Source organism: Treponema sp. OMZ 788 (assembly GCF_024181245.1).
Lineage (GTDB): Bacteria > Spirochaetota > Spirochaetia > Treponematales > Treponemataceae > Treponema_B.
This window is the reverse complement of the sequence record NZ_CP051199.1, coordinates 16,714-33,498: the sequence shown is the minus strand read 5'-3', so window position 1 is coordinate 33,498 and position 16,785 is coordinate 16,714. Positions and strand designations below refer to the sequence as shown.

Genomic DNA, 16,785 nt, shown 5'->3' with positions numbered 1-16,785 from the left:
GTAAAATGACAGAAAATCTTTTAATCTTCTCTTGTCTTAAGAATCATTAAAAATGTATATATGAGGCCGAGAGCCAAAAGGATGTGGCCTATTCCGGCTATACCTGAAAGGGCTGCATCTTGGGCTTTTGAGGTATAATTATTTCCTAAAACGGTAATAATACCTCGCAAAAGCATGAGAACTACAGTAATAAGAAGCCCCGTATTCCAAAAATAATTAGCTCTTCTGACACAGGCAAGTTTTTTTTCGTCAATAGCCGGAACCTGTTTAAATGCAAGATAGGCAGCCAGGGAAAGGACAACCCCTAAAACCAAAACATGGGCATGCATCAAGCTTAGATATGAAACCCCGTTAAAGCCATTGAATTTTGTAAATTCCCTAAAAAAGACACCGGCAGCCAAACCTAAAATCAAGTACACAAAAGAATTTTCCAAGATACTTCTTAGGCTGAATTTGGGTATAAAATGCTTAAATCCTACATATACGATTCCCACATAGGCCACAGTCTTGGGCATCATAAGAGAGCCGACAACAGGCACGGTTTTTGAAAACAATACAACCGGTAAATAGAATAAAAAGCTTAAAGCGGTTAATAAGGCCATGTGCTCCAAGCCGGGGGTTTTTCTAGCCTTGTAAAAGAAATAAATCAAAACAGCACCGAGAGCAGCAAAGGGGATATTACGGATTATGCTCCAAGTATAGCTTGCATCGGCCATACCCCACTCATTTTGAGGCATAAGGGTGAGTATCAACCTTATGAGTGCCAAACCGTATATAAGAATATCCTTATGCTTGCTGCTTGTATTGGTTTTTATCTTATAGTAATGGTAGAACATAAGATAAAAAATAGTCATTGTAATGGAGGTTATTAAAACTCCGATTGAGAGGTAGAAGGCATTTGCCTCAAAACCGCCCTTGTGCCACATAGAAATTACACGGGGAAGAAGGTGAAATGAATCCCCGGCACCTAAAAGAAGAGCCATAAGCCCGAACAGCTTTGCTGTTCTATCCTTTTGTAACAAAAGCTTTATGCTTAGAGCCATAACCAGAGCCAAATAGCTTAAATCAAAAATAGATTCAACAATGTACATAAAAACTCCTTATATAGATGACACACTGTCATTATTTATAAACAATATAATGACAAACCGTCATTTTGTCAAGAGGTTTTTGAATTTATTTTGAAAAATATTAAGGCAATATACTAAAAACTAAAAATATTATATACTTGTAGATATAATAAACCAAAAATGGTTTTGAAAAATGTGCGAAATTTTGTTTAAAATTTCGTACAGAAGGAAAGCTTAAATGGAAACACAGCAAATTTTACAAAATTTTTTTTGAGGCGGAAAATAAGCGGGACTGGGCAACATATAAAAAATTTTTACATCCTGAAGTTGTATGGCAGTTATTCAATAACGGATCCCAAAATATTAAAGGGACTGATGAATATATGCAGTTTATAAAAAATGCCTATAAAAATACGGATATAAAATTTACCTGCAAGGACATGAAAATTTCTAACGAGGGCAACCGCATAGCTGCCTGTTTAATAAATGACAAAGGAAACATATCCATCGATATTTTTGATTTTAAAGATAATCTCATATATCGCGAATATGAATTTATATTGGATTAACAAAATCGGAGGCAAAAATGAAAAAGATATTAGCATTGGTTTTAGCGGTTTTTATTGTATTTGTATCATGTCAAAAAAATGAGCCCTTATTTTCAAACATAAGCGACGATGAAAGTTTAGAAGAAGTAAAAACCGCTTTAAATGCAAATTTGGACAGCAAAAATGTAGAAGCCTTTATAAATGGAGTTATCGACTATAACGAAACCATAGAAAAAGTTAGTTTAAGAGACAAATTTGAAAAAGACAAGCCGGAGTATGATCTGGAAAAAATCTATGAATTGTGGCCGGCAAAAAAGGGGGACTTTATAGGCACAAATTGCAGAATAAATACCTTTATGCTTTTAAAAAATAATATTGAAGTCAAAGAAGGAAAAATTGATGATTCTTTACTGTTTATGGACAAAGATGCCGTCAGTACAGGAAAAATCTTTAATGATCAAGACACTCAAAAATTTAAAAGACTTTTTTCAAAGGTAAAAACCGAAAACACTAAGGATATCCGCATTCATGCTCAAAAGATGAAAGAGCATTTTTCAAATATAAAATTCGATAAAAATGCAAAAATGCTTTCGGTTGTCCTGCACGATAATTTTGACGGTGATTTTCTTTTTATAGGCCATGCAGGTGTATTAGTCAAAAACAAGGGCAAATTTTTGTTTGTAGAAAAACTTTCTTTTGATGAACCTTTTCAAGCAATAAAATTCAGTACAAAGGAAGATTGCTATAATTATTTGTTTTTAAAATATAAACACTACCATGACGAAACTACGGCAAAACCTTTTATCATGGAAAATGATGAGCTTGTAGAATTGGCTCTGTATTAAGGAACTTTTTTAGTAAAATTTCATACATTTTTCTTGCAATATCGGAATTTCTAGTATATAATCTTAGAGTACCCAATAGATAAAAAAAGATTGATTTGTCTTTTACTCATAGACAAATGCGGAACCAATCCGGTAATTATTTAGGTGCATTTAAGGAGGTTTGATTTATGGATGCTTTAATTTTAACAGGCAGCCCATTATCCTTGGAAGATGTATACTCTGTCGCTTACAATAAGCGGCAGGTAAAAATTTCCGATGATGCGGAAGAAAGAGTAAAAAAAGCCCGCCAAATCTTATTTGATATGGCAGCTGAGGGAAAGCCCGTATACGGTCTTAACCGAGGAGTAGGCTGGAACAAGGATAAAGAATTTGATGAGGATTTTTTTGCTGCCTATAACCGCAACCTTTTAAACAGCCATTGTTTAGGAGTAAAACCCTATCACCCTGATGAACAGGTAAGAGCTATCTTGCTATTAAGATTAAACAAAGCACTAACAGGACACACAGGAATTTCGGCAGAGCTTTTACACCATTACAGAGATTTTCTGAATTTTGGAATTCATCCGAGAATCCCCATGAGGTCTTCAATCGGGGAAGGAGATATAACGACCCTCTCCCACATAGGCCTTGCCTTTATCGGGGAGGAAGATGTTTCTTTTAACGGAGAAATAATGAATTCCAAGATTGCAATGGAAAAAGTAGGACTTACGCCCGCAAAACTAGGCCCCAAAGACGGTTTGAGCATAGTCTCCTGCAATGCACAAGGTGAAGCAATGACCGCCATTGTCTTAAAAGAAATAGAAGATTTGGTTTATATGTCCAACCTGATATTTTGTTTAAGCCTTGAAGGACTTAACGGAGTTGTTCAATCATTAAGAGAAGATGTAAATGCCGTCAGAGGAATCAAGGGGCAAATAAAAGCAGCCAAAATGTGCAGAGACTTTTTAAAGGGCAGTTTTTTACATGATCCCGATCCTGAAAGAGCCTTACAAGACCCCTTGAGCTTTAGGTGTGCTCATTCGGTCAACGGAACAATGTATGATGCAATGGATTATGTCAAAGAACAATTACTTACTACAATGAACACAACAGACGATAATCCATGTATAATAATCGATGAACATTCCTCCTTTGTAAGTGCAAACTTTGAGATCACATCCCTAGCAATCGGAGTCGAAATGCTTGCCACAGCTTTAAGCCACTTATCCAAGACTTCTTGTTACAGAATGATAAAGCTTGCAGATCCGAATTTTACCAAACTAAACAGGTTTTTAACACCTCAAGATGTAAAAACTATTGCTTTCGGTACAATTCAAAAAACCTTTACAATGTTGGACACACAAAACAGAGGTTTGGCAAATCCGTCATCGATGGATTTTTATTCTCTGGCAGGAACCATTGAAGACCACGCAAGTAATTTACCCTTGGCATGTTATAAAATATTTCAAATGCTTGATAATATACGTTATATTATCGGAATTGAAGCTATGCATGCAGCACAGGCAATCGACTTGCGAGGAAATAAAAAGTTGGGCGAAGGAACAAAAAAAGCATATTCTCTTATACGAGAAGTCTTACCCTTCTACAATGAAGACAGAAATATAAGCCGTGACATCGAAACAATGTACGAGTTTATAAAATCAAAAAAACTATTAAATATCTAAGGAGCATTTTATGAATGATAACGCAAAAAAAGAAATAAGATGGTCGGTTTTTATTCCGGCATTTTCGTTTGTACTCATTGCCGCTATTATCGGTATAGTAAACAATGAAGCACTTACCAGCCTTTCAAATAAATTCTTTGCATGGTCTCTGGAAAGTTTCGGCTGGTTATATCAAATTACGGTAATGGCCGTATTTATCATTACCTGTGTAATAATGTTTTCAAAACTCGGAAGCGTCAGAATCGGCGGTAAAGATGCAAAACCGAAATATTCTTTCGGCACATGGTTTGCTATGACCCTTACGGGAGGTGTTGCAACAGGAATCGTAACATGGGGTGTAAACGAGCCCATTATCTATTTGGGAAATGTATGGGGAGAACTAGATGCAATAGGTATTCAGCCGGGAACCGCAGAAGCAGCCCGCTTTGCAATGGGAAGATGTTTTTATAACTGGACCTTTATACCCTATGCTATTTATGCCCTTGCTGGTGTTGTTGTAGCTTACATATATTTTAACAAAAAAGAACAATTAAACGTAACCTCAACCTTACAGCCCTTGTTCGGAGACAAAATTAAAAAAGGAGTTGCATCAAGCATAATCGATACCCTTTCAATGCTTGCAATCGCAATCGGTCTTTGTACGGCTCTTACAATGTGTATAACATTGATAATAACCGGTCTAAATGCTTCATACGGCGTATCAAACAGTTTGACAATGTTCATAGTAGTAGGAGTTTTAATTGTTGCAATGTTTACACTTTCTTCCTATGTAGGTCTTGATAAGGGATTAAAGAAACTTGCCGGCATTAACGCATACTTCTATTACGGCTTGCTCATCCTCTTACTTGTAACAGGCCCGACCCTTTACATTTTGCGGAATACTACAGCAGGTATGGCAGAATGGCTCCACAACTTCTGGAGATGGGGCTTGGATCCTATCGATATCGGAGGAGCACCTCTTACACGATCTTGGACTCTTTTTGACTTTGCATTCTGGGTAGCTTATGCACCGGTAACGGGAATCTTCTTAGGACAGATTTCTTACGGAAGAACTATCAGAGAATGTTTAATTGTAAACCTTGTTCTTCCCGCAGTATTCGGTATTGTTTGGTTCGGAGTATGGGGAAGCACAGCCTTAAATATGCAGTTAACAGGTCAGGTTGACTTGGTAGGCGTAATTCAAAATTCAAATGCGGTTATGGGATTATTTGAATTTATAAAGAACATTCCTCTTGCAGCCATACTTGTTCCGGTAAACCTCTTTGTAATTTTGATATCGTTTGTAACAGCAGCCGATGCAACAGCAAACAATGTTGCATCTATGTGTATCAAAAATATCCCTATCGGTTCCGAAGCTCCCAGATATTTAAAAGTTCTTTGGGGCGTTATAATCGGTGTAGTTGCCATCGTTATGGCAGCCTTCGGCGGTGGCGAACAAGGTGTTGCAGGCGTTAAGTCTTTAGCGGCAGCAGGCGGTTTTGTCGTATTATTCATTTTCATTCTACAGGTAATATCGGCAATCAAGATGTTCTTTGTGGACAAAATCGTAGAATAAGATAATCAGCGGGTCTTTACTGACCCGCTTTTTCATATGATAAAGATAATAGAAGAAGCACGATCCTTAGTTCTAAAAAAGATTCCATTTGTAGCGGCAACAATAATTTTTAAACACGGTTCAGCCCCCAGAGAAGTCGGAGCTACAATGCTCGTTACCGAAGACGGCAGATATGCAGGAACAATAGGCGGAGGAAGTCAAGAGTATGAGGTTTCAAATCATGCGGTTGAGTTATTAAAAAATAAAAAATCGGAAAATGTCAAGTATGAAATTTCAAAAATGACAGCTGCAAATCTTGGAATGGTATGCGGAGGCTATAACACCATTCATTATCAATACATTGATGTAAACAATAAAAAAATACTTGAATACTTAGATAAAATAATTGAATCGGTTGAAGATAATGATGTATATTTAGTATACAATCTAAAAGAGGATTTAGGAATTTCGATTGAAATAAACGGAAAGCTATATCCTTTTACCGGCGGAAATGATACATACAAAGAAGAAGACTTATTTAAAACCAAAATAAAAAATCCGATGAAGGTTTTTGTTTTCGGAGGGGGACATATAGCAAAAGCGGCTGCAAATTTGTTTAAATTTTTAAACCTTGATGTAACTGTTATCGATGACAGAAAAGACTTTATAAGCGAAAAAGATTTTCCAGGCATAAAAAAAATTATTATGGACTTTTCCGAAATTGACTGCATCGATATAAGAAAAAGCGACTATGTTTGCATAATGACCCGCGGCCATCAGCATGACATTACGGTATTGGAAAGCGTTTTAAAAAAAGAGCCTTATTATATAGGCGTTGTCGGAAACAAATACAAGGCAGTTTCTTACAAAGAGCATTTTGCAAATACCTCTCTGGAAAATATCTACAACGAAAAAGTTCACCTGCCTGTAGGCATAAAAATTTCTGCCCTAACTCCTGAAGAAATTGCAGTCAGCATTGCAGGCGAAATAATTCAAAGCTACAGGAATAACAAATAAAATTTTGTTTTAACAAGCTCACAAAATCGGGAGAACGATACAATGAAAATTTCTGCAATAATATTGGCAAGCGGATTTTCAAAAAGAATGCCACAAAATAAATTAAAACTGCCCATAAACGGAAAACAAATATTCCAATACATAGTAGACAGTATTTCTCAAATAGAATTTACAAAAAAAATGATTATAACCAATGATGCAGAAATTTCATTTTATGCTTCACAAAAAAATATTTTAGCTGTTCCGAATGCAAGAGCGGAGGAAGGCAAATCCGCAGCCATAAAAAAAAGGAGTTGAAAATTCGGAAGATGCGGAGGCTTATATGTTCTTTACGGCAGACCAGCCTTTTTTAAAAATTTCTACAATAAAAAATCTTTTAGAACTATACAGCAAAAACAAGGAGTACATTATCTACCCTAAGTACGGAGATGACAGGGGCTCTCCGGTAATCATCCCTTCAAAATACAGGCAAGACTTATTAAAACTTGAAAAAGATAAGGGAGGCGCCTCTTTAATAAATGAAGATAATTCAAAGTTCTTAATAGTTGAAAACACAATCGAAGGCTTTGATATTGATGATATGGAAACTTATGAAAAAATTATTAAAATGAGGCTTTAATAAATTTCAGATTTTACGGATTTTTTAAGATATTATAATAATTTAAAAATTAGTGTATAATGGAAGGTGAGGTTTTAAATGAAGATAAACACAATTATTAACGGCCGTCCTATTGAGGCGGAGGTAGATGAAAAAATGAGGCTCATCGATTTTTTACGGGATGAGGTAAATCTAACCGGAACAAAAGAAGGCTGCTCTGAAGGAGAATGCGGTGCCTGCACCGTAATTATGGATAAAAGAGCCGTTACATCCTGTACCGTTTTAGCCGGACAAATTGACGGCTGTGAAATCTTAACTATTGAAGGCCTTGCACAAAACGGAGAACTTGATATTCTACAAAAAAAATTTATTGAATACGGTGCCGTACAATGCGGATTTTGCACTCCGGGTTTTATTATGAGTGCAAAAGCTCTTATGATGAATAATAAAAATCCAAGCCTCCATGAAATAAAACGAGCCATAGAAGGAAACATCTGCCGATGTACCGGCTATATTAAAATTATTGAAGCCATAGAAGCGGCAATAAAGGAGGCAAACTAATGTTCTATTCTCCTAAAGAAGAAAAAGAATTGTTAAACATTTTAAAAAATATAGACGATTCCACTTTTATAATTGCAGGCGGAACCGACTTGGTCATTCACTTAAAAAACAATAAGATTACAGATTACAGCATTATCGATATAACAAAGATAAAAGAATTTAAAACTGTTTATGAAACAAAGTACTTCTTACATATCGGAGCTCTTTTAACCATGAGCGAAATTTGTGAAAACACTATGATAAAAGAAAAATGTAAGGCCCTATATCAGGCTGCTTATGAATTAGGCTCCACCATAATTAGAAACCGTGCAACACTAGGCGGAAATATTTGTAACGCCTCCCAATCAGCAGATTGCAGTTTAGCACTGTTCTGTTATGGAGCTTCCGTAAAAATTCTTCATTGCAGCGGAGAAGAAAGAATAATTCCCATCGATAAATTTATAATAGGAAGAGAAAAAACAATTCTAACAAAAAATGAGGTTGTTACCGAAATTCTAATTCCTCAAAAAAACAGAGTGAGTGCGTTTAAAAAAGTCGGGGCACGGAAAGCCGTCACGATTTCTAAGGTGAGCTGTGCAGTAGAATACACACCCGATATTGATTTACTGACAAATGTAAGAGCCTACTTAGGAGCTGTAGGAATAAAACCCGTAGAAGCCGTTAACATTGAAACATACCTTGAAGGAAAAAACATTTCAAATATTAATCTTCAAGAATTACAAAATATTGCACATAACGAAATAGAAAATGCAATCCCTACCCGCTCTTCAAGATTTTACAAAAAGACGGCGGTTGAAGGATTGATTGAAGACCTGATTAAAAGTTTAAAAGAAGATGAGGTTTGTTATGAATAAATATAAATACATCGGTAAAAGATTTCAGCGGGAAGACAGCCTTGAAAGGGTAACAGGCACAACAAAATTTTTAGCGGATATAAAGCGCCATAATATGCTTTACGGTAAATTAATCCTAAGCGAAAAACCCCATGCAGAAATAAGTTTTGATTTTGATGAAGCATTAAAGGTAAAAGGAATTTATCGAATTCTTACTTACAAAGATATTCCGAAAGTTCCTTATAACTGTATGGAATGGTTTACAGGAATAGCTGCACACCGTGACGAATATATTTTAAATGACAAGGCCCGCTTTGTAGGCGACAGAATAGCCTTAGTTTTAGGAGAAACAAAAAGCTCAGTTGAAGAAGCCGTAAAAAAAGTAGCCGTACACTATAAGGAACTGCCTGTTGTAACAAGCATTGAAGAAGCCGCTCAAGACAAAATAATCCTTAAAAGAGAATCCAACCTGGCCTACGAAAAGAAAATATCCTGCGGTGATTTTGAAAAGGCAGCAGCTGAAGCTGATTACATAGTAGAAGACATCGGTTCTACACCCCGCACTCACCACCTTGCAATAGAACCTCACATCGCCTTGGCAGAATTTGACGACTTCGGAAATTTGATAATACACAGTCCGGGTCAAATCGTTTTTGCAGTACAAATGCATATGGCCCGTATCTTACAAATTCCTTATTCTAAGATAAGGGTAATTAAGACAAACATGGGAGGCTCTTTCGGTGGAAAACAACAGCCCCTATTGGAATTTACGGCGGGAGCAGCAGCATGGATTTGTAAACGCCCCGTGCTTGTCTACATGGACAGGGAACAAAGCATAATAGGAACATTTTCGCGGAATCCTACTCAGGTAAAAATCAGAACAGCCGTAAAAAAAGACGGCACTATATTGGGTAGAAAGGTTGAAACCCTAATCGACGGCGGAGCCTATGACACAAATAATACAAGCATAACAAATGCCTATGCAAAAAAACTTTTTAGGCTTTATAAAATTTATAATCAGGAATTCCACGGCAGAGCATATTATACAAACGGAATCCCCGGAGGAGCTTGCCGCGCTTACGGGGGGCCGCAATCCCATGCCGTTTCAGAAATCAATATAACAAATACCGCAAAAAAATTAGGAATAGACCCTTGCGAATTCCGTCTTAAAAATTTAGTTGACCCCTATGACGATGATCCCGTAGGAGGACCGAATTTAGGAAAGGCAGCCGTCAAAGAATGTATCATTAAAGGAATGGAAGTCTTTGATTGGAAAAATAAATACAACAACATACACAAACAAAATACCGAGCGTTATGCTTACGGAGTAGGAGTTGCCTGTGCCACACACGGAAACGGCTATCTGGGTGCATTCCCCGATTTTATAAATACCGAAATGATATTAAACCCCGACGGTTCCGTTTTTGTAAAAATTGCGGTACACGAGCAGGGCTGCGGAACAATCGACTCCTTAAAGCTTATAGCGGCAGAAGCCCTTGATATCGATCCGTCTGCAATTACAATGCCCGAAGCGGACACCTCAATAACTCCTTATGATGCAGCAGGAACACAGGCAAGCCGCGTAACCTTTGTTGCAGGCGGAGCCCTAATTGAAGCCGGAGAATTATTAAAGGCAAAACTTTTCGATACTTTAAATAAGGTAGAAAACATTCCCCTTGAAGATATGTACACTGATTCCGGTATCGTAAAAATTAAAAACTCAGAGAAAAGCTACACTTACGGCGAAATTGCAACGATGCGCGAAAAAAAATTATCCGATCAAACTTCTGTTTATGTGCACCACGAACAAAAAACAAACCCCGCAGCCTTTGCGGTCTGCTTTGCCGAAGTTAAGGTCGACAAAAAAACGGGGCTCGTAGAAATAACAGATTTGCTCGCAATTCACGACATAGGAAAAGCCATTAACCCCTTATTGGCAGAAGGACAGATTCACGGCGGCTGTCAATTTATTTTGGGCATGGCTCTTTCCGAAGAAATTATCAGAGATAAAGAAGGCTATATCAAAAACAGCACTCTTTCAAAATACCATGTTTTAAATGTTCAGGATATGCCGAACGTAAAAACGCTTCTTATTGAGAGCGAAGACGAAAAGGCTCCCTACGGCTTAAAAAGTGTAGGCGAAATTTCGGCGGTAGCACCGGCACCAGCTGTTCTTAATGCAATTAATCATGCATTGGGAACAAACATCACCGACTACCCGGCAACCCCTGAAAGAATAATTGAAGAGATTACGAAATTATCTTAAAAGATGAGGCTTTATATAGACAAAGGGTTTATCATCGACATATTTTAAATGGATTTGCGAAGCCTCATCTTTTTTATAAATAAGATTGAGCAACTCGGTTATTTTCTCATCAAAAGAACTATCGGCCCGTTCTATTACCTCAAAAATTGTATTTTGATGAATACAGTAAACAATATCGGAATATTGAATTGCAAGAGCCGGATTATGAATAGAAATGATTATGGTCTTTTTTTCTTCCTTGCATAGTTTACATATAATTTCCATGAGTTTATGCTCATTATAAAAATCAAGATTTGACGTAGGCTCATCTAAGAGCATGATAGGAGCATTTTGAATTATACCGCGAGCAAGCAAGATCAGACGGGCTTCACCCGAACTTAAATGGGTATAAGGCCGATCTGCAAAATCTTTTAATCGTAATTTTTCAAGCACATAGTCCGTAAATTCCCAATCTTCTTTTGAAGGAGCTTTTATTTCCGATTGATAAGGGTTTCTTCCCATCACCGCAAAATCTCTTACAGTGTAAGCAAAGACAGGACGGTGCTCTTGCGGAATATACGAAACATAGCGTGCAAATTCTTTCCGTGTTAATGATTTTGAATCTTTTTGCAATACCGACAGTGTTCCGCTTACAGGTTTTTCCAAACCGGCTAATAATCGTAAAAGGGTGGTTTTTCCCGCACCGTTTGCTCCTATCAAACTTATAATCTTATGCTGCGGAATTTTTTGAGATATGTTTTTAAGGACTTGAGTTTTTCCTCTTGAGGCAAAAACATTATTAAACTCAAAAGCCGTATTCATAGCCTACCCTTTTTTTAGCCGACATAAAACTTGCAAGCCCAACAGCTCCAATAAATGCCGTTATAATGCTTATAGGAATTTCGCCTCCTGTAATGGAACGGGCAAAGGTATCTGCAGCAAGCAAAAGAGATGCTCCGCATATAAACGAAAAAGGAACAAGCTTATCGTTATTATTCCCAAAAAGAAGTCTTACGATATGAGGAGCGATTAAGCCTATCCAACTTATTATTCCGGCAGCAGAAACAACAACGGCAACCAATAAGGTAGCAGCCCCTATAAAAAGCAGCCGCATTTTTTTTACCGATACGCCGAGGCTTGCAGCTTCTTCATCTCCCAAGGATAGAATATTTAACTGTCTTCGGTATAAAAAAATAAAGCCGCATCCTAAAAATACAATCGGCAAAAACACAATAAAATTCCGCCATGTAATAATATTAAAACAGCCCATCAGCCAAAACTCAAGAGCGGGCAATTCATTCATCGGGTCAGCCGTATATTTAATAATCGAAACACAAGAACCTGCTATTGCATTTATAATAATACCTGCAAGAATAAGCCTTATAAGAGAATGTTCTCCTCCTATATGGGAAATTTGTAAAACCAAAATAACTGCAATTATGCCTCCTGCAAAGGCAAATGTTTGAACAATAAAAGGACTTGCATGAAAAACAACTATTGCAAGGGCAGCACCAAGCGACGCACCGGAAGAAACACCTATAATATCGGGAGAGGCAAGAGGATTTCTAAAAAGGCTTTGCAAACTTGTACCGCTTAAAGCCAAAGCTCCTCCTGCAATAAATACAAATATAGTTCTGGGAAGCCGTATATTTATAAAAACATTATAGGCAGAATTAGAATACTTTCCGCCTAACGGGATAAGTATTTTAAATATTTCTGAAAACGAAATAAAATACCTCCCCCAACTAAGCGAAAAGAATACCGCAGCAATCGGAATAATAATTAAAAATATCTTATATTTTTGTTTCACTCTACATTCAAGGATTTTAAATCTTTTTCTTTACCGAAAAATTCCTTATAAAATGCTTTTACCTTTGTTTCAAGATAATTTTCAGGTATCTTACCGGGATGCAATTTATCTGCAAGCCAAATGATACCTAAGCACGAACTCGGAATAGGAGAATCCCACTCATCAACTGATGAAGGAAAAGTGTAGATTTTTCCTGCGTCCACAGCAGGGATTCCCTTCCATTCAGTTTTAGAAGTCAGCGCCACTGCTTTTTTTTGCACCGGCGGCCATAACAACAACTTGAGGTGCATATTTATGTACTTGCTCAAGAGAAACCTTTGTCCAGTAGGTGTCCCTTATATCTTCCGTAACCAATTTACCGCCTGCTGCTTTGATAAGCTCAGCTTGAAACATTTTAGGGCTTAACGCATTTAAAGCATCGGAGCGGCTGTTCATATAAACGGAAACAGGGGCTTCACCTTTTATAAAACCTGCTACATCATTTAAAATTTCATTATAAAATTTAAGAAGTTTATCGGCTTCGCTATTTTTACCTGTTGCTTTGCCCAGCATTTTTACATAGCTGAAAAAGTTTTCCATAGTTTCAGGTTCTACAACCAAGGCAGGCACGCCCAATACTTCTATTTGAGGCAATTGATCAGCCGCCTTAAACGGCACAAGGATGAGATCGGGATTTCCCGAAGCAAGAGCTTCAAGGTTTAAAGTCTTTGCAGAACCGTAAACGGGTTTTTCCGCTAATTCGGGGGCAAATTCTTTTATAAAGGGTCTTACCCCGCCCTTACCGCCGTCACCCGAAACGATGATATCCCTGCATCCGATTGCAAGAGCTGTGTTACTTAAAATATAAAAAGGAGTAACAAGACGAGAGGGCTTTTTTTGTATCAGAACCTTACGGCCTCGATGATCGGTAACTTTTGCAAAGACCTCTGTGCCTGAGTTTTCACGGTTTCCTCCGGCCCATAACTGAAAGCCGAAAACTGCAAGCATTAAAATAGCAGCAAATTTAAATTTTTGTTTCATAAATATTTCTCCTAAAATTTAATTTATATCTTTAGCAAATATTATCAATCTAATCACTCCCCACCTTTAAGCCCATTTTTCATCCACATTATTTGTTTTTGAAAGAGCTTCATAAATTCTTCCGCTTCCCAGTTTTCGATAAAGGAACGGGATATAAGGTTATGAACAATGGCCTTGGTGAATTCTATAAGTTCCTTTATATCTTCATGGGTCGAAAGGGAAAGAGATGTCTTTTTAAGATTTGAAAAATATATCTTTTCCATCTCGGCAACTTTTTCGGTTTGGAGGTTTTCCTTCCTGTATTCAAGCCAAGCCTTATCCAAGTCGGGAGTCCAATAAAGAAAACGGTTCCTGTATAAATTGCGTTTGGACGGCTTATAAAGCTCCTTTGAAAGAATTTCCCCATATCTTAAAAGGGCATTAAAAAAATCGTTATCGTTTTCTCTCAAGGCTCCTTGAAAAAGAGCATGGACATCCATGTTTTCGGAGCTCAAAATCGTAAAAAAACATTCTTCCAAATTTTCAAAATACTGATAAAAACTCCCTCTGGCTATGCCCAGAGTATTTACGATATCCGAAACGCTTGCCCGGAAAAGAGGTTTTTCTTCAAACTCTCTTTTACAAATTTCAAGGATTCTTTGCTGTTTTTCTTGAGGTAAATTTAAAAAAGTTTTTTTCGGCATTGCCAATCAGTGTAATATAAAAGTAAAAATTATTCAAGGCAGAGAAAAATCACAGAGTGTATTCATCATCTTGAATTTCCGCAGCAAAAGGTCTATCATACATTTTAATTACGAGAGGACATCTATGAAAATTTTATACGAAAAAACACCGCTTTTTGATGAAGGCTTTTTAAAAGTCTCGGATATACACAGTATTTATTATGCACAATACGGCAATCCCAAGGGAAGGCCTGTAGTGTTTTTACACGGAGGGCCGGGAGGCGGATGTATTCCCGTTGCAAGCCAATACTTCGATCCCGAATTTTACCGAATAGTTTTATTTGATCAGAGGGGAGCAGGAAAAAGTTTACCGCCTTGCGAGATGAAAGAAAATAAATCCGAAAATCTGATTGAAGATATAGAAAAACTTCGCCGACACTTGGGCATCGGCAAATGGATGGTCTTCGGAGGAAGCTGGGGAAGCACCCTCGCCCTAATCTACGCAATTGCCCATCCCGATAAGGTAGTATCCTTAATTTTAAGAGGAATCTTTTTAGGAACTCAACAAGAAATAGACTGGATATACGAAGAAGGCGGAGCATCCAAATTCTTCCCTGAAGATTTTGAAGCCTATCAAAATTTTATTCCGCAAGAAGAAAGATGCTCCATGGTAAGAGCTTATTCAAAACGCCTCTTCGGCGAAGATAAAAAACTTTCCCTTGAAGCCGCCCATAGGTGGAGCCGCTGGGAGTCGGCCCTCGTTCGCCTCTTCCCCGGTGTCTATGATATGAGCGATGAAGAAGCCTTAGCTATGGCCAAGGCCGAATGTCATTACTTTTTGCACAAGTGCTTTTTTAAGGACGATAACTACATCTTAAATAATTGCGATAAGATTAAAGACATTCCCTGTACTATCGTACAAGGAAGATACGATATGGACTGTCCGCCCTTTTCCGCTTATAAACTGCATAAAAAATTACCTAAGTCGAATTTGAACATAGTTTTATTCGGAGGGCACTCTAGTATGGAACCTGGTTTGGTTGACGGCCTTGTAAGGGCAGCAGAAGACCACAAAAAATTCTTTTAATTTATTACAAAAAAAGCTGCCTATAAAGGCAGCTTTTTACTTTAATCGTTATCGGACCAATCAATCACGAGGAGCATACTCATAGCTCTCATCATTATCATCATTCTTAACCTCCGTATCATAGGGCATTATGATAGCTGCGATGATATAAACAATAACTCCGGAGCCCACAAATAAGGCAAATATAATCCATAGTAGTCTTATTAAAACAGGATCAACACCCAGATACTCGGCAAGCCCCGCACAAACTCCTAAAATTTTTTTATCTCGTGATGATTTGCATAATCTCTTTTTCATTTTTTCCTCTTAAAATTCCAAATTTATTTAACCTCTGCCTTAGCACTTACAGTTCTGTTTCTCTCTTCCCAAGGAGAAGAAACCCTGTTTGTATCGGAAACAACAAAGAAACAGGCCTCTATCTTATCAAACCACTCCGAGTTGGAATCATCCTTGCGTAAGATATAGCGGCATTCTTTTCCGTCTTTTGAAAAGACCCTGCATCCGTTTACGGGCTTTCCCGAAGCATCTATCATAGAGCCGGAATCTTTATAGTATTTTTCTCCCGGCACATCAAACCAAAAATATCCGTTTTTAACGCGTTCATCATTTACCGAAAAGAAAATTTCAATCGAATCCGAATCTTTTGAAACCGATTTTATTACGGGAACGGCAAGAGCGGCAATTTCATTTTTTGACGCAGCTTGCGGAACAATCATTTTGATTTCTTCCGGAGCGGTTTGGGCAGAGCTAAGACTTTCTTCTTCTGCCTTGGCTTCATCGGTCTTATCTTGAGCCTTCTTTTCAAAACCGGTTATATCCAGAACCTGCTCGTACTTATTGCCGTTCTTATCAGTAAGAGTAAACTTCCACTTACCGAGAGCAACGGAACCGGTTCCTTCTCCGCATTGCAGGCGTTTTACCGATGCGATCTTAGCCTTATCGTCTATTTCGGTTATCTTTTCAAGCTGAGAAGAATTCAGAACCCACATATCGACCGGGGATTCAACCAATAGTTTTTGGACATCACTTGTATTAAAAGATCCTTCATAATTGATAAAAAAGCTTATAAACATCTCGCCGCTGCCTTTAAGCGTTCCGTTCCATATTGAAGTATCCAATCTTTCTATCATCCATGTAACCGAATTAACGGATATCTGTCCCGGGCCTGACGGAGTATCAACTGTCTGTTTAGGAGCCGATTTACAGCCAAAAACAAAAGCAGTGCATAAAATAGCGATAAATATTTTCGAGTAGAGTCTTTGCATTTTCCATTCCTCCTTTTCCTATTATA

At 37.6% G+C, this 16,785-nt stretch carries 19 protein-coding genes; 11 read left to right on the top strand and 8 right to left on the bottom strand.

All coding sequences use genetic code 11. The features are described 5' to 3' along the window. Positions 1-20: 20 nt before the first annotated feature. Complete coding sequence (locus tag E4O00_RS00160) at positions 21-1,091, bottom strand: DUF2871 family protein (protein WP_253677973.1); 1,071 nt, start codon at positions 1,089-1,091, stop codon at positions 21-23. Positions 1,092-1,333: 242 nt separating this feature from the next. Here E4O00_RS00160 and E4O00_RS00155 point away from each other — a divergent pair, with 242 nt between their 5' ends. The 10 genes from E4O00_RS00155 to E4O00_RS00110 all read left to right on the top strand — a co-directional run bounded on the left by E4O00_RS00155 (position 1,334) and on the right by E4O00_RS00110 (position 10,936). Then, positions 1,334-1,639 (top strand): nuclear transport factor 2 family protein, encoded by a 306-nt coding sequence (locus E4O00_RS00155; RefSeq protein WP_253679754.1) that lies wholly within the window; start codon positions 1,334-1,336, stop codon positions 1,637-1,639. Between the two features lie 17 nt (positions 1,640-1,656). Beyond that, positions 1,657-2,463: a DUF4300 family protein gene (locus E4O00_RS00150; protein ID WP_253677972.1), complete on the top strand. Its 807-nt coding sequence runs from the start codon at positions 1,657-1,659 to the stop codon at positions 2,461-2,463. A 167-nt stretch (positions 2,464-2,630) separates the two neighbouring features. Beyond that, the gene (gene hutH, locus E4O00_RS00145; RefSeq protein ID WP_253677971.1) at positions 2,631-4,127 is read left to right on the top strand and encodes an HAL/PAL/TAL family ammonia-lyase; all 1,497 of its coding nucleotides are present in this window, start codon (positions 2,631-2,633) and stop codon (positions 4,125-4,127) included. Positions 4,128-4,137: 10 nt separating this feature from the next. After that, positions 4,138-5,682, top strand: a complete 1,545-nt coding sequence (locus E4O00_RS00140; protein WP_253677970.1) for a BCCT family transporter — start codon at positions 4,138-4,140, stop codon at positions 5,680-5,682. A gap of 36 nt (positions 5,683-5,718) precedes the next feature. Next, positions 5,719-6,678, top strand: a complete 960-nt coding sequence (locus E4O00_RS00135) for an XdhC family protein (protein ID WP_253677969.1) — start codon at positions 5,719-5,721, stop codon at positions 6,676-6,678. 42 nt (positions 6,679-6,720) lie between these two features. Continuing rightward, the gene (locus tag E4O00_RS00130) at positions 6,721-6,975 is read left to right on the top strand and encodes an NTP transferase domain-containing protein (protein ID WP_253677968.1); all 255 of its coding nucleotides are present in this window, start codon (positions 6,721-6,723) and stop codon (positions 6,973-6,975) included. 25 nt (positions 6,976-7,000) lie between these two features. Further along, the gene (locus E4O00_RS00125) at positions 7,001-7,297 is read left to right on the top strand and encodes an NTP transferase domain-containing protein (protein WP_253677967.1); all 297 of its coding nucleotides are present in this window, start codon (positions 7,001-7,003) and stop codon (positions 7,295-7,297) included. Between the two features lie 78 nt (positions 7,298-7,375). Then, positions 7,376-7,837: a (2Fe-2S)-binding protein gene (locus tag E4O00_RS00120; RefSeq protein ID WP_253677966.1), complete on the top strand. Its 462-nt coding sequence runs from the start codon at positions 7,376-7,378 to the stop codon at positions 7,835-7,837. Then, positions 7,837-8,691 carry an FAD binding domain-containing protein gene (locus E4O00_RS00115; protein ID WP_253677965.1) on the top strand — a complete coding sequence of 285 codons (855 nt, stop codon included), beginning with the start codon at positions 7,837-7,839 and terminating at the stop codon, positions 8,689-8,691. The genes E4O00_RS00120 and E4O00_RS00115 overlap by 1 nt, the downstream gene beginning before the upstream one ends. Further along, entirely contained in the window at positions 8,684-10,936 is a 2,253-nt protein-coding gene (locus E4O00_RS00110; RefSeq protein ID WP_253677964.1) for a xanthine dehydrogenase family protein molybdopterin-binding subunit, read from the top strand. The genes E4O00_RS00115 and E4O00_RS00110 overlap by 8 nt, the downstream gene beginning before the upstream one ends. On the opposite strand, the gene E4O00_RS00105 is transcribed toward E4O00_RS00110, so the two are convergent. From E4O00_RS00105 to E4O00_RS00085, 5 genes are read right to left on the bottom strand one after another with little or no spacing between them, the layout of a single operon-like run. Beyond that, positions 10,928-11,737 (bottom strand): ABC transporter ATP-binding protein, encoded by an 810-nt coding sequence (locus tag E4O00_RS00105; protein WP_253677963.1) that lies wholly within the window; start codon positions 11,735-11,737, stop codon positions 10,928-10,930. The genes E4O00_RS00110 and E4O00_RS00105 overlap by 9 nt on opposite strands. Continuing rightward, positions 11,721-12,725 (bottom strand): FecCD family ABC transporter permease, encoded by a 1,005-nt coding sequence (locus E4O00_RS00100; RefSeq protein WP_253677962.1) that lies wholly within the window; start codon positions 12,723-12,725, stop codon positions 11,721-11,723. Before E4O00_RS00100 ends, E4O00_RS00105 begins: the two co-directional genes overlap by 17 nt. Next, positions 12,722-12,928 carry a hypothetical protein gene (locus E4O00_RS00095; RefSeq protein WP_253677961.1) on the bottom strand — a complete coding sequence of 69 codons (207 nt, stop codon included), beginning with the start codon at positions 12,926-12,928 and terminating at the stop codon, positions 12,722-12,724. The genes E4O00_RS00100 and E4O00_RS00095 overlap by 4 nt, the downstream gene beginning before the upstream one ends. 25 nt (positions 12,929-12,953) lie before the next feature. Continuing rightward, entirely contained in the window at positions 12,954-13,745 is a 792-nt protein-coding gene (locus E4O00_RS00090; RefSeq protein WP_253677960.1) for an ABC transporter substrate-binding protein, read from the bottom strand. Between the two features lie 53 nt (positions 13,746-13,798). Then, positions 13,799-14,428: a TetR/AcrR family transcriptional regulator gene (locus E4O00_RS00085; RefSeq protein ID WP_253677959.1), complete on the bottom strand. Its 630-nt coding sequence runs from the start codon at positions 14,426-14,428 to the stop codon at positions 13,799-13,801. Between the two features lie 124 nt (positions 14,429-14,552). Between E4O00_RS00085 and pip the strand changes: the two genes are divergently transcribed. Beyond that, a complete protein-coding gene (gene pip / locus E4O00_RS00080; RefSeq protein WP_253677958.1) occupies positions 14,553-15,494 on the top strand; it encodes a prolyl aminopeptidase in 942 nt (313 codons plus the stop codon). 60 nt (positions 15,495-15,554) lie between these two features. Here pip and E4O00_RS00075 read toward each other — a convergent pair whose 3' ends face one another. Continuing rightward, positions 15,555-15,791 (bottom strand): PspC domain-containing protein, encoded by a 237-nt coding sequence (locus E4O00_RS00075; RefSeq protein ID WP_253677957.1) that lies wholly within the window; start codon positions 15,789-15,791, stop codon positions 15,555-15,557. A 23-nt stretch (positions 15,792-15,814) separates the two neighbouring features. Further along, positions 15,815-16,759, bottom strand: coding sequence for a hypothetical protein (locus tag E4O00_RS00070; protein ID WP_253677956.1), 945 nt, complete (start codon positions 16,757-16,759; stop codon positions 15,815-15,817). Between the last annotated feature and the right edge of the window lie 26 nt (positions 16,760-16,785).

Coding starts and splice junctions, on each gene's coding strand:
- E4O00_RS00150 (WP_253677972.1), top strand. CDS start 1,657: ATGAAAAAGATATTAGCATTGGTTTTAGCGGTTTTTATTGTATTTGTA.
- E4O00_RS00105 (WP_253677963.1), bottom strand. CDS start 11,737: ATGAATACGGCTTTTGAGTTTAATAATGTTTTTGCCTCAAGAGGAAAA.
- pip (WP_253677958.1), top strand. CDS start 14,553: ATGAAAATTTTATACGAAAAAACACCGCTTTTTGATGAAGGCTTTTTA.
- E4O00_RS00135 (WP_253677969.1), top strand. CDS start 5,719: ATGATAAAGATAATAGAAGAAGCACGATCCTTAGTTCTAAAAAAGATT.
- E4O00_RS00110 (WP_253677964.1), top strand. CDS start 8,684: ATGAATAAATATAAATACATCGGTAAAAGATTTCAGCGGGAAGACAGC.
- E4O00_RS00140 (WP_253677970.1), top strand. CDS start 4,138: ATGAATGATAACGCAAAAAAAGAAATAAGATGGTCGGTTTTTATTCCG.
- E4O00_RS00090 (WP_253677960.1), bottom strand. CDS start 13,745: ATGAAACAAAAATTTAAATTTGCTGCTATTTTAATGCTTGCAGTTTTC.
- E4O00_RS00125 (WP_253677967.1), top strand. CDS start 7,001: ATGTTCTTTACGGCAGACCAGCCTTTTTTAAAAATTTCTACAATAAAA.
- hutH (WP_253677971.1), top strand. CDS start 2,631: ATGGATGCTTTAATTTTAACAGGCAGCCCATTATCCTTGGAAGATGTA.
- E4O00_RS00130 (WP_253677968.1), top strand. CDS start 6,721: ATGAAAATTTCTGCAATAATATTGGCAAGCGGATTTTCAAAAAGAATG.
- E4O00_RS00120 (WP_253677966.1), top strand. CDS start 7,376: ATGAAGATAAACACAATTATTAACGGCCGTCCTATTGAGGCGGAGGTA.
- E4O00_RS00160 (WP_253677973.1), bottom strand. CDS start 1,091: ATGTACATTGTTGAATCTATTTTTGATTTAAGCTATTTGGCTCTGGTT.
- E4O00_RS00075 (WP_253677957.1), bottom strand. CDS start 15,791: ATGAAAAAGAGATTATGCAAATCATCACGAGATAAAAAAATTTTAGGA.
- E4O00_RS00115 (WP_253677965.1), top strand. CDS start 7,837: ATGTTCTATTCTCCTAAAGAAGAAAAAGAATTGTTAAACATTTTAAAA.
- E4O00_RS00085 (WP_253677959.1), bottom strand. CDS start 14,428: ATGCCGAAAAAAACTTTTTTAAATTTACCTCAAGAAAAACAGCAAAGA.
- E4O00_RS00070 (WP_253677956.1), bottom strand. CDS start 16,759: ATGCAAAGACTCTACTCGAAAATATTTATCGCTATTTTATGCACTGCT.